The following is a 12,925-nucleotide window of genomic DNA, read 5'->3' as shown; positions in this document are numbered from 1 at the left end:
GAGAGCGATGAGCTTTATGCGTTTGACAATCCTGGCGTCGGCCTTGCTGACGTCGCTCGTGGGCACGGCCCAGGCTCAGACCACGCTTCGCATCGGGATCGCCGAAGACCCCGACATCCTCGATCCCAGCATCGGCCGCACCTATGTCGGCCGCATCGTATTCTCCGCGTTCTGCGACAAGCTGTTCGACATCGACGAGAAGCTCAACATCGTGCCGCAGCTCGCGCTGTCTCACGAGACGTCGGCCGACGGCAAGGAGATGACGATCAAGCTCCGGCCAGGCGTCAAATTCCACGATGGCGAGCCGCTGGACGCGGAAGCGGCAAAATTCTCGATCGAACGTCACATGACGCTGCCGGCCTCGTTCCGGAAGTCCGAGCTCGCCAGCGTCGACCATGTCGAGGTCGTCGATCCCCTGACCATCAAGCTGGTGCTCAAGACGCCGTACTCGCCCCTGATCGCCCAGCTCACCGACCGCTCCGGCATGATGGTCTCGCCCAAGGCGGCGAAGGAGGCCGGTGACAAGTTCGGCCTGCATCCGGTCTGCGCAGGTCCCTACAAGTTCGTCGAGCGCGTGCAGCAGGATCGCATGGTGTTCGAGAAGTTCGCCGACTACTGGAACAAGGACAACATCCATATCGATCGCGTCGTATTCCTGCCGATCGTCGATGCCACAGTGCGCCTTGCCAACCTCAAGTCCGGCGGGCTCGATCTGATCGAGCGCGTGCTCGCCACCGACATCAAGGACGTCCGCGCCGATCCCAAGCTGGTGCTGTCGACGGCTCCCGAGCTCGGCTATCAGGGCCTGACCATCAACATCGGAAACGACAAGACCAAGGGGCCACTCAGCCAATCGGCGAAGGTGCGCCAGGCACTCAGCCTGTCGATCGATCGCGAGGCCATCAACCAGGTCGTATTCAACGGCGAGTTCACGCCGGGCAATCAATGGGTCAGCCCGACGCATCCATACTATCAGAAGGCTTTCCCCATTCCGGGTCGCGACATCGCCAAGGCCAAGGCGCTGTTGAAGGAAGCCGGTGTCAGCCTGCCCGTCACCGTCGACTACATGGTACCAAAGGGCACCGAGTACGAGGCCGTCGCCCAGGTCGTGCAGTCCATGGCCGCCGAGGCAGGCTTCGACATCAAGGTCCGCGTCGTCGAATTCGCGACCACCTTCAAGCAGGCGCAGGCCGGCGAGTTCCAGGTGTTCCAGATCAACTGGAGCGGACGCATCGACCCGGACGGCAATTCCTACATCTTCATGCGCAGCAAGGCGCCGCAGAACGACGGCGTGTACTCGAACCCCGAGGCCGACAAGCTGATGGAAGAGGGACGGGCCACATCGAATGTCGAGGAGCGCAAGGCGATCTACGCCAAATTGACCAAGATCCTGCTCGACGACCTGCCGATCATCTACATCTATCATCGCACGCTCCTGATCGCGCATACGAAGAAGCTCGAGGGCTACCGGCAGATGCCTGATGGCCTCGTGCGCGTGGTCGGGTTGAAGTTCAAGTGATCGCGACATCACCCGGGAAACGCGTGGGGCCATGCTGAACTTCCTCGCCCACCGCATCGCGCAGATCGTGCCGACACTGTTCTTCGTGTCGGTGCTGATCTTTTCGCTCCAGCAATTGCTGCCCGGCGATCCGGCGCTGGTGATGGCCGGCGAGGAACGCGATCCCGCCGCGATCGAGCAGATCCGGCAGCAGTACAAGCTCGATCGGCCGATCCCCGTGCAATATGTCTACTGGCTCAAGGGAGTCCTCACCGGCAATTTCGGCGAGTCCTTGCGCAACAAGATGCCGGTGCGCGAGCTGATCGCGCAGAAGCTGCCGGTGACGCTCCAGCTCGGCTCGATGGCGATCCTGATCGCGTTCTTGATCGGCATTCCCGCCGGCATCGTCTCCGCAGTGAAGAAGGGCACGGCCTGGGACTATGGCGCGAATTTGTTTGCGCTGTGGGGCATCTCGACGCCGAATTTCTGGCTCGGGATCCTGCTGATCTTCCTGTTCTCGATCAAGCTCGGCTGGCTGCCGGCCTCGGGCTACGTGCCGCTGACCGAGGACTGGCGCGCGAGCCTAGCCGCCACCATCATGCCCGCCTTCGTGCTCGGCAACGCGATTTCCGCGATCCTGATGCGGCACACCCGCAGTGCCATGCTCCAGGTGCTGGAAAGCGACTATGTCCGCACGGCGCGTGCGAAGGGATTGTCGGAGCGCTCCGTCATCCTCAAGCATGCGATGCGCAATGCGCTGACGCCGATCATCACGCTCGGCGCGCTCGAGCTCGGCACACTGTTGTCGGGTGCCGTGCTGACGGAGCAGATCTTCTCCATTCCCGGCTTCGGCAAGCTGATCGTGGACGCCGTCTTCAACCGCGACTACGCGGTCGTGCAGGGCGTCGTGCTGGTGACGGCCACGGTCTACATCACCCTCAACCTCGTTGCCGACGTCGCCTATATTCTCGTCAATCCGCGGCTGCGGGGCTAGCGCCATGACCGATGCCGCATTGCCCGCCGCCCCCTCCGCCGCGCACGCGTCCGAACTAGACGGCCCGGCGCGCCGCGCACGGCGGCGGTTGTTCAAGCGCAAGGCCGCCGTATTCGGACTCGTCGTGATCACGGCGTTCATCCTGCTTGCGGCGCTTGCTCCTCTCATCGTCCCCTACGATCCCATCGCGACGAGCTGGAGCCTGGTACGCAAGCCGCCGACCGCGGTGCACTGGTTCGGCACCGACGAGCTCGGCCGCGACATCCTCAGCCGCGTCGTCTACGGCGCGCGCGCCTCCCTGCTCGCGGGCCTGATCTCGGTCGCGATCGCGCTCGGCGTCGGCGTGCCGCTCGGCCTGCTTGCCGGCTATCGCGGCGGATTTGTCGATGCGCTGATCAGCCGGATCACGGACGCGATGCTGGCCTGCCCGTTCCTGATCCTGGCGATCGCGCTGGCCGCGTTTCTCGGTCCGAGCCTTGGCAATGCGATGATCGCGATCGGCATCTCGGCGACCCCGATCTTCATCCGCCTGACCCGCGGCCAGGTGCTGAGCGTCAAGGCCGAGGATTATGTCGAGGCCGCGCGCGCGCTCGGCAACCCCGGCTGGCGGATCGCGTTCTCGCACATCCTGCCCAACATCCTGCCGGCGCTGCTGGTGCAGGCGACGCTGTCGATCGCCGCCGCCATCATCGCCGAGGCGGCGCTCTCGTTCCTTGGCCTTGGTCAGCAGCCGCCGGCACCGTCCTGGGGCAGCATGCTCAACGCGGCGCAGCGCTTCCTGACCCAGGCGCCCTGGATGGCGATCTGGCCGGGGCTTGCGATCTTCCTCGTGGTGCTGTCGCTGAACCTGCTGGGCGACGGCCTGCGCGACGCGCTCGATCCAAGGCAGCGATAAAGCTAGCTCCTCTCCCCGACGGGGAGAGGTAAAGATCAACCGCCAGCGCTAGATCACTGCCTCGCGCATCACGCGGCGGCAATCCATCTCGTATTCGAGATCGACCACCGGCGGGCGGGCATAATGCCAGGTCAGGCCGGAGCGCAGCGCGCCGCGGCGGACCAGTTCGTCGACCAGCGCGTGGTGGAAGTCATGCACGGAATAGGCCTGCACGCCGGTGGTGTCCTTCCAGCCGAAGCCGAAGGCCGCCATCCGGTTTTCCATCTGCGAGGTGGTGGTGAACCGTACCTTCTCGCGCAGCCCCTCCGGGCTAAGGTCGCGGTAGCGCACCGTGCGCTCGACATAAGTTCCGCTGCCCTCGCGTGCTTCGGCACCGCCAGCGATCACGAAGCTCGGCGCCTTCGACCGCGTCGGGCGCGTGAAGGAGAACGCGTAAAACGATGGCTCGGTCGGCGGATCGATCTCGGGACAGACATTGCTGCGCGCCACCGGATTGGTGGTGCCGTCGAAGATGCCCCATTCGGATAGCGTCTTCACATAGTGCAGGTTGAACGCACGAAAGCCCTCCTCGCTGAAGGCGGCCGGTGAGCGCAACTCGCAGGCGCAGAACGCCGTCAGCGGACGTCCGGCTTCCTGGATGAATTTCGCCGCGAGCGCAAAGCCCTCGGCAAGCGGCACCAGGCGATCGAGCCGGACGCGCTCGATCTCATAGCCGTCATCCGCGGCCGCGCCGGCCGAATACTGGAACACGGATGGAATGAAACGATAATTGCCCGCAGAGAACTCACGCGTCATGACGAACTCCTATTCCAGTTGCATGCGAATGCCCTTGGCGCCGTTGAGCAGGCGCCTCAGGTGAAAACCGGCCAGCGCATCGTCGGCGTGCATCCCGACCAGCGCGGCAAAAGCCGGCATGGCGGCTGCGTCGCCGGCCTCCATCTTGGCGAAGGCTTCGGAGTACCGCGTTGTCGCCGCCGACTCGAATTTCGCCGTTGCCAGCGGTTCGAACGCACGCAGGGGTTCGCTGCGTCCGCGCAGCATCAGGTCACCGACGGGACGGCCATGGAAATTTGCGGCCCCCTCGGCGATGCTGGCACTGACGCAGATGCGTGTTCCCAGATGCTTGTTCGCAGCCTCCAGACGCGCCGCGATATTGATGGAGTCGCCATAGGCGGTGTAATCGAAGAAACGATTGCCGCCGAAATTGCCGACCAGCGCCGGGCCCGCATGGGCGCCGATGCGGGTCGCCCCGAAATTGACGCCTCTCGCCTTCCAGCGCGCGGAGAAATCCTCCGCCCAGGCATCGAGATCATGCGCACAGGCGACCGCGCGCGTCGCATAGTCCAGCTGGTCGCCAGGCGCGTTGAACAGCACCTGAATCGCATCGCCGATGATTTTGGCGACCGTCCCCTCATGCGCGAAGACGATCTCGGTCATGCCGCCGACATACTCGTTGAGGAGCTCGCCGAGCGTCTGCGGGGCCGCGCTCTCGACCAGCGACGTGAAGCCGGTGATGTCGGTGAAGAGGGTGGCGACATCGCGCCACTGCACCTCCATGCTGCCTTCGACATCCGCTGCCAGGCGCCTTGCGATCTCCGGCGAGAAGAAGCGCGACAGTGAGGCATGGGCGCGCTCGGCTTCCATCTGGCGCCGCCGCACCTCGCGCAGCATCTCCACGTGACCGATGGTCTTCTGGATCGTGGCCTCCAGATCGGCGAAGTCGATCGGCTTGGTCAGGAAGTCGAACGCGCCGCGGTTCATGGCGATGCGGATGTTGCTCATGTCGCCATAGGCGGAGACGATGATGGTCGACTTCTTGTCCTCGGCCTCCTGGAGCTTCGCCAGCAGCGACAGCCCGTCCATCCGCGGCATGTTGATATCGGAGACCACCATGTCGACATGCGGATTCTGCTCAAGTGCCTGCAGCGCCTCGAGGCCGTCGCGGGCGAACATGAGGGTGAGCAGCCCATCGCGAATCTGCCTGCGAAACTTTTGCAGGATCAGCGCCTCGAGATCCGGCTCGTCGTCGACGAAGAGGATGGTGGCAGTCATGCGGCTTGCTCGAGCCTCGTGTCGATCTCCTGGCGCAGCAGCGCAAAGTCGATCGGCTTGGTCAGGAGCGCGTGGGCGCCTCGCTCGATCGCCTTTCTGCGCGTCTCGGCGTCGCCATAGGCGGTGATCATGATGACGGGAACGTGCGGATAGTCGGCGCGCACCTTCGGCAGCATGTCGAGCCCGCTCATGCCGGGCATGTTGACGTCCGACAGAATCAGGATCAGCGAAGGATCGCGAACTTCGGCGGCACGCCTCAGCGCATCGGCCGCAGAGGGAGCAAATTCCATCTGGAAGCGGCCGGCGCGCAGGTCGCGCCGGAAGTGCTGCCTGAACAGCGGCTCGACGTCGGGCTCGTCATCGACGACCAGGATATAAACGTTCAAGTCTTGCCTCCGGCAGTGTCGCCCGCTGCCATCGTGCGCGGCAGCGTGATGATGAATTCGGTGAATATACCGGGCTCGGTCTTCACGTCGATCGTGCCGCCGTGCTGCTTCACGACGATGTCATGGCTCATGGACAGGCCGAGCCCGGTGCCCTCACCGGCCGGCTTGGTCGTGAAGAACGGATTGAATAATTTCTCTTTCACCTCGGGCGGAATCCCGGTGCCATTGTCGCGGATCCGGATCTCGACCGTGTCGCCGAGGCTCCTGGTTGCGGCGCTCAGGATCGGCTCAAAACTGTCCGCTACGCTCTCCTTGCGCTTGGCCGCGGCATAGAAGCCGTTCGAGATCAGGTTGAGGAAGACGCGCGTGATCTCCTGCGGATAGATGTCGACCAGGCCGGCGGCGGGGTCGAACGCGCGCTGGAGCGTGACGTTGAAGGCGGGCCTTTCGGCGCGCGCGCCGTGATAGGCGAGATTGAGGCTCTCCTCCATGACCGCATTGATATCGACGGGGCGATGTTCGCCGGAACCCTGGCGCGAGTGCACCAGCATGTTCCTGACGATGGAATCGGCGCGCTTGCCGTGCTGCACCACCTTCTCGAGATTGCCCCTGAGCATGGCGGTCAGCTCGTCAACTTCCGCCTTGGTCTTGCCGTCGAGCTTTGCCGCTTCGAGCACCTCGTTGAGCTCGTCGATCAGCTCGGTCGAAACCGACGAGAAATTGTTGACGAAGTTGAGCGGGTTCTTGATCTCGTGGGCGATGCCGGCGGTGAGCTGGCCGAGGGAGGCGAGCTTCTCGGTCTGGATCAGTCGGTCCTGCGCGGCGCGCAGATCATCGAGCGATCGCGACAGCTCTCTGGTGCGTTCCTGGACCTCCTCGAACAATCGGACATTCTCGATCGCGATGAGGGCCTGATCTGCAAATGTGGTGGCGAGTTCGATTTGCTTGTCGCTGAACGGCCGCACCATATGCCGCGTCAAGACAAACACGCCGATTGGCGTCCCCTCTCGCAGCAGAGGCACACCGAGCATCGTACGCACGTTTGAACGCCTTCGAGCGGACGAAGGCGCATATTCCGGGTCGGCCTGCACATCCGGGACATGAACCGTTTTGGCGTCGAGCAGCGTACGCCCGACCACACTTCCCCGCTCGGGTACGGAAGCGAATGTCCGAAGCTTGTTTTCCTGCTCCGCGTCAAGCCCGCAGCTTGCCGCCAAATAGAAGACGCCGTCGCTAGGCCGAAAGATCGTGCCTTCGTCCGCGTCACACAAGCGCGCCGCCGAGCCCACAAGGGTGTTCAACACGGTTTGCAGGTCGAACGCCGAACGGCTGATGACTTTCAGCACATCGGCGGTCGCCGTCTGCTGCTGCAACGACTCGCTCAATTCCGCGGTCCGCTGCTCGACCTTGTTTTCAAGGTCGGCATAGGATTCCTGCAAGCGCGCGCCCATCTCGTTGAACTGGTCGGCGAGCCCTTCGAGTTCGTCGCCGGTCCGGATCGCGATGCGCTGGGAGAAGTCGCCACCCCCGATCCGCTCGGCGCCGCTGCGCAGCGCCTGGATCGGTCCCACCATGCGGCGCGCGAGGAATATCCCCGCAAGCACCGCGAAGATCGACGCCGCGAGCAGCACGATCGCAAGCCGCTGCAACGAGGCATAGAGCGCGGCATAGGCCTCCTCGACCGGCAGCTCCACGAACATGGTCCAGTGCAGCGGCTCGATCGGGGCCGATGCGGTCAGCACCTTCCGCCCCTGGATGTTGCGCGCTTCAGGAAGCGGATCGGACATGGTGCCGCCTCCGGATTGCGCGGCGCGCACCTGCGCGAGCCCGGACATGTCGGTGTTGCGCAGGACCAGGCTGATATCGGGATGCGCGATCAGGCGCCCCTCCGGCCCGACCACGTAGGCGTTCCCGTGCTCGCCGACCTTGATCTGGGAGACGACGTCCCAGATCAGCTTCAGATTGACCTCGGCGATGCTGACGCCGGCTTCCTTGCGCGCGCCGGCCAGCGCCAGCGTCATGTAGGGCTCGGAGTCCCTGCGGAAATAGACCGGCCCGTAATAGACCTTGTGCGCGACCGCCTCGGTGAACTTTGGATCCCCCGACAGGTCGATCCCACTGTCGATCGCGTCCATCGCCAACCGCGAGACCCGCAACCGCTCCTTGCCGCTCGAATCCACCTGGGCGAGCTCGGTGATCCCTGGCACCTGACGCAGCAGCCGCAGCGCGTCGAACCGGCGCTGCTCGATCGAGCCCGCCGACCACGGCAGCTGCGTGGTCCAGCCGAGCTGGCTCTCGATCTCCTTGACGAACTGGCCGATCTTGGCGGCCGCCGCCTCGGCCTGCTCATGCTGGACCCGGATCAGCGAGGCCTTGTGCTCACGATAATAGAAGAAGACTTCGAACAGCCCGTTGGCGAGCAGCGCAACGGCGACGACGGCCACGAACAGCGCGACGTATTTGGTGAACAGCCGGGTCCTGATCCCCCGCCCCACCGCCTCGCCGGCCACGGCCCCATCCGGGGCCGCGCTCGGCAACGTCCTGGCTTGCGGGGCGTCGGGATGCAGGGAGAGGCTCATCTGGCGGAATCTAGCAAGAAGACGAGACGTTGTCTCTCGCGAGCGCGGCAAAGGGCCCGCCCGACGGCCGCGGTGGCCGCCGCATCAGCGTCGCCGGGCACAACAAAAAAGGGCGGCAGCGGATTGGCCGCTGCCGCCCTTTGCTTCGTTGCTTCCGGCCTCAGGTCGGCCGCAGCGCCTTGGCACCGAGGTCGAGCTCGTTGACCTGCTTGTTCCGCTCGGAATCGGCCGCCGCGCGATGGTCGGTCGCCAGCACCACGTAGACGGCGGGCAACACGAACAGCGTGAACAGCGTGCCGATCGACATGCCGGCAACGACGACCAGACCGATCGAGAAGCGGCTGGCGGCGCCCGCGCCGGTCGCGGTCAGGAGCGGGATCAGGCCCGTCACCATCGCGGCCGTGGTCATCAGGATCGGCCGCAGGCGGATGCGGGCCGACATCTCGATGGCAGAGCGGCGATCGAGCCGCTCGTTGACCTGGAGCTCGTTGGCGAACTCCACCATCAGGATGCCGTGCTTGGTGATCAGGCCGACCAGGGTGAGCAGACCGACCTGGGTGTAGATGTTCATGGTCGCCATGCCGAAGAACAGCGGGATCAACGCGCCGACGATCGCCATCGGCACCGAGATCATGATCACCAGCGGGTCACGCAAGCTCTCGAACTGGGCCGCCAGCACCAGGAAGATGATGATCAGCGCGAAGCCGAAGGTGATCGCGAGCTGGTTGCCTTCCTGCACATACTGCCTGGAGTCCGCGAGATAGTCGTGGCTGAAACCCTGGGGCAGCTTCTTGGCCTCGCCTTCGAGGAAGTCGACCGCAGCACCAACAGTCACGCCAGGCATCGGCACGGCCGAGAACGTCGCCGAATTGAGCTGGTTGTAGTGGGTCAGCGAGTTCGGGTCGGTCTTGGTCCTGATCGAGACCACGGTCGACAGCGGAAGCTGCTGGCCGGTATTGGTCGTCACATAGTAGCCGCCGAGCGATTCCGGCGACAGCCGATTGCCCCGGGGCACCTGCGGAATCACCTGGTAGGAGCGCCCCTCGAGATTGAAGCGGTTGACGTAATTGCCGCCAAGCAGCACCGCGAGCGTGCTGCCGAGGTTCTGCATGTTGATGCCAAGGTCCTGGGCCTTGGTACGGTCGATCGTGACCTGCACGTTCGGCTGGTTATAGGCGAGGTCGCTGTCGGAGACGATGAACATGCCGCTCTTGCGCGCGGCGTCCTTCAGCTTCTCCATCTGCTCATAGACCGTCTGGAATCCGGCGGTGGAGTTGATCACCATCTGCACCGGCAGGCCGCCGGGTCCGCCGGGCAGCGGCGGCAGGTTGAAGGCGAAAGCCTGCACGCCCTCGATCTTGGAGAGCTCGGCCTGCACCAAGGACTTCAACTGGATCGACGAACGCTTGCGCTCCTCCCACGGCTTCAGCAGCATGCCGGCGATGCCGCCCTGCGGACCGTTGATGCCGTTCAGCACGAAGCGCAGATCGGTCTCCGGGAACTTCTGGAATTTCTCGTCGAGCTTTTCGCCGTAGAAATCGACATAGTCGATATTGGCGTATTTCGGCGCCTTGGTCACCGCGAACACGATGCCCTGGTCTTCCTCCGGTGCCAGTTCCTTCGACGTGTGCATGTAGAGGAAGCCGACCAGCCCGAGGATCGTCACCGCGAACAGGCCGGTGATGGCCTTGTAGTCGAGCGAGCGATCGAGCCTGCGGCCATACCAGCGCGTCAGGGCGCCGAACACCTTGTTGACGGCCTTGGCGAAGCGGCCCTCTTCGGTGTTCTTGAGCAACACCGAGCACATCATCGGCGACAGCGTCAGCGCGATCACGCCTGACACGATCACCGAGCCTGCGAGCGTGAAGGCGAATTCGCGGAACAGCGAACCGGTGAGACCGCCGAGGAAGCCGATCGGCGCGTACACGGCCGCGAGCGTGATCGTCATCGAGACAACGGGACCGACGATTTCACGCGCGCCTTGCAGCGATGCCTGGACCGGCGTCTTCCCTTCCTCCAGATGGCGATGGATGTTCTCCACCACCACGATGGCGTCGTCGACCACGAGGCCGATCGCAAGCACCATCGCGAGCAGCGTCAAGAGGTTGAAGCTGAAGCCGAAAGCCAGCATCAGCGTGCAGACGCCGATCATCGACAGCGGAATGGTGACGACGGGAATGATGACCGAGCGGAGCGAGGCCAGGAACAGGAAGATCACCACGATCACGATGATCACGGCTTCGCCCAGCGTCTTCTCCACCTCGTCGATCGAGGACTGGATGAACTTGGTCGAGTCGTAGGCGACCTTCATCTTCATCGACGGCGGCAGATTGCGTTCCAGTTCGGGGAACAGCGCGCGCACGCCCTTGACCAGCGTCAGCGGATTGCCTTGCGGCGTCGCCTGCACACCGATGAAGATCGCATGCTCGCCGTTGAAGGCGACGCTCGCGTCCGTGCTCTGGGCTGCAAGCTCGACGGTGGCGATGTCCTCCATCCGCACGAAGCCGCCGTCCTTGGCCTTGACGATCATCTTCCTGAACTGATTGACGTCGGTCAGGCCGGTGTTCGTGGAAATGTTCGAGACGATCAGATAGCCCTTGGTCTGACCCGCCGCGGACTGGAAGTTGTTGGCGGCGATCGCGGCGGCAACATCCGCGGGCGACACGTTGCGGCCGGCCATCTTCACGGGATCGAGCCACAGCCGCATCGCAAAGGTCTGGCCGCCGAGAATGTCGGCCGAGGCCACGCCGTCGACGGTCGACAACACCGGCTGCACCACGCGCGTCAGATAGTCGGAGATCGCCGAGCCCGACAGCTCCTCGGAGGAGAAGCCGAGATACATCACGGCCGTGGTCTGGCCCGTGGTCTTGGTGACGATCGGGTCGTTCGACTCCTTCGGGATCAGGTATTTGACAGAGTTCGTCTTGGCCAGCACCTCGGTGAGCGCCTGGTTCGGATCGAAGTTCAGCTTGATGTAGACCTGGATCGTCGAGGTGCCGAGCACGGAGGACGAGGTGATGTAGTCAACGCCTTCGGCCGAGGCGACCGCCTGCTCGATCGGCGTGGTGATGAAGCCCTGGATCAGGTCCGCGGACGCGCCGGGATAGACGGTCGTGATGTTGATGACCGTGTTCGACAGCTTCGGATATTGCCGGATCGGCAGCACCATCGCCGCGCGCAGGCCGATCAGCAGGATCAGCAGACTGACGACGACCGACAGAACCGGACGCTTGATGAAAATATCGGTAAAGGCCATCGCGGCGATCTCGATTTCTTTTTCTTTAGAAAAGTGATCCGGCCGAGCCGGATCACTTAAGGGTGGCAAGGGGTCAGTAGCGCGGCGGCTGCGCCGGGATCTGCGGGGCCGGATCGGTCGAAATCGACACCGGCGCGCCCGATTGCAGCTTGAGCTGGCCAACGGCGACGACCTTGTCGCCCGGCTTCACACCCTTGATGATTTCGACGCGGCCTTCGACCCGGCTACCGGTCTGCACGAAAGTGCGCACCGCGGAGAGGCTGGTCTTGCCATCCTCTTCCTTCTTCTCGGTGATCACGAACACCGAGTCGCCGTACAGCGTGTAATCGACCGCCGTTTCCGGCACGGTGATCACCGCCGGCTTGTCCGGCAGCACCACCGTGGTGGTCACGAACATGCCGGGCTTCAGGATCTTGTCCGGATTGGCGACGGTCGCCTGCACGCGGATGTTGCGGGTGTCGGTCGCGATCTGCGGCTCGATCGTGGTGATCTTGGCGTCGAAGGTGCGGCCCGGATAGGCGTCAACCTTCAGCCGGACCGGCTGGCCGACCTTGAGGTTGCCCGAGTCCTTTTCCGTCACCGTGAAGTTGGCCCACAGCTCCGACAGATCGGTCAGCGACACGATCGCCGTGCCGGCCGTCAGATACTGGCCGACCTCGACCTTGCGCATGCCGAGATCGCCCGAGAATGGCGCGCGCACCAGCTTCTGCGAGATCAATGCCTCGGTCTTGGCGATGCCGGCCATCGCCTGGTCGTAGGCGGCCTGCGCGGTATCGACGGTCGCCTGCGGGCCGAACTGGCGCGAGGCGAGCTGCTTGGCACGATCGAGCGAGAGCTGCGCGACGGTCGCCTGCGCCTTGTAGTTGGCGAGGTCGCCCTGATCAGGCGCGTCGAACAGCTGCACCAGCGGCATGCCGGCTTCGACATGCGAACCCGGCTCGAACTTGATCTCGGTGACGCGGCCGTTGACGTCGGCGCTGACGTCGACCTGATGCACGGCGGCAAGCCCGCCGACCGCAGTCAGCAGGTTAGGCACCACCTCGGACTTCGCCTCGGCCGCACTGACCATGGTCGGCGGCGGCTTGTTGTTGGCGAAGAACTGCTTGATCATCTGGCCGCGGAAGTAATTGAACCAGACGAGGCCGCCAACGAGCGCGCCGAGCAGCGTGCCGATAATGACGAACCAGAGCACCGGCCGGACCGGACGCTTGGGAGCCTTGTCGATCGGTTCGCCCGAAATCTTGTGTTCGGTTACGATGTTCATG

At 64.2% G+C, this 12,925-nt stretch carries 9 protein-coding genes; 3 read left to right on the top strand and 6 right to left on the bottom strand.

Annotated features, from left to right (window positions below; translation table 11 throughout):
- The first annotated feature begins 7 nt into the window (after positions 1-7).
- From BJA_RS14215 to BJA_RS14205, 3 genes are read left to right on the top strand one after another with little or no spacing between them, the layout of a single operon-like run.
- The gene (locus BJA_RS14215; protein ID WP_038965798.1) at positions 8-1,519 is read left to right on the top strand and encodes an ABC transporter substrate-binding protein; all 1,512 of its coding nucleotides are present in this window, start codon (positions 8-10) and stop codon (positions 1,517-1,519) included.
- Between the two features lie 31 nt (positions 1,520-1,550).
- Entirely contained in the window at positions 1,551-2,492 is a 942-nt protein-coding gene (locus BJA_RS14210; protein ID WP_011085651.1) for an ABC transporter permease, read from the top strand.
- Between the two features lie 4 nt (positions 2,493-2,496).
- Positions 2,497-3,387 (top strand): ABC transporter permease, encoded by an 891-nt coding sequence (locus BJA_RS14205; protein WP_011085650.1) that lies wholly within the window; start codon positions 2,497-2,499, stop codon positions 3,385-3,387.
- A 48-nt stretch (positions 3,388-3,435) separates the two neighbouring features.
- Here the strand turns inward: BJA_RS14205 and cnbZ are convergent, their stop codons facing one another.
- The 6 genes from cnbZ to BJA_RS14175 form a co-directional block, all read right to left on the bottom strand.
- On the bottom strand, positions 3,436-4,182 hold the full coding sequence (gene cnbZ / locus BJA_RS14200) for a 2-amino-5-chloromuconate deaminase CnbZ (RefSeq protein WP_011085649.1): 747 nt from the start codon (positions 4,180-4,182) through the stop codon (positions 3,436-3,438).
- 9 nt (positions 4,183-4,191) lie between these two features.
- Entirely contained in the window at positions 4,192-5,439 is a 1,248-nt protein-coding gene (locus BJA_RS14195; RefSeq protein WP_011085648.1) for an adenylate/guanylate cyclase domain-containing protein, read from the bottom strand.
- Positions 5,436-5,825 (bottom strand): response regulator, encoded by a 390-nt coding sequence (locus BJA_RS14190; protein WP_011085647.1) that lies wholly within the window; start codon positions 5,823-5,825, stop codon positions 5,436-5,438. The genes BJA_RS14195 and BJA_RS14190 overlap by 4 nt, the downstream gene beginning before the upstream one ends.
- A complete protein-coding gene (locus BJA_RS14185) occupies positions 5,822-8,404 on the bottom strand; it encodes a sensor histidine kinase (protein WP_011085646.1) in 2,583 nt (860 codons plus the stop codon). The genes BJA_RS14190 and BJA_RS14185 overlap by 4 nt, the downstream gene beginning before the upstream one ends.
- Before the next feature lie 160 nt (positions 8,405-8,564).
- A complete protein-coding gene (locus BJA_RS14180; protein ID WP_011085645.1) occupies positions 8,565-11,660 on the bottom strand; it encodes a MexW/MexI family multidrug efflux RND transporter permease subunit in 3,096 nt (1,031 codons plus the stop codon).
- A gap of 73 nt (positions 11,661-11,733) precedes the next feature.
- On the bottom strand, positions 11,734-12,924 hold the full coding sequence (locus BJA_RS14175; protein WP_028172437.1) for an efflux RND transporter periplasmic adaptor subunit: 1,191 nt from the start codon (positions 12,922-12,924) through the stop codon (positions 11,734-11,736).
- Position 12,925 lies beyond the last annotated feature (1 nt).

The organism is Bradyrhizobium diazoefficiens USDA 110, assembly GCF_000011365.1.
Classification (GTDB): Bacteria; Pseudomonadota; Alphaproteobacteria; order Rhizobiales; family Xanthobacteraceae; genus Bradyrhizobium; species Bradyrhizobium diazoefficiens.
Note: the sequence above shows the minus strand (reverse complement) of the source record. Positions and strands in the feature narration are given on the sequence as shown.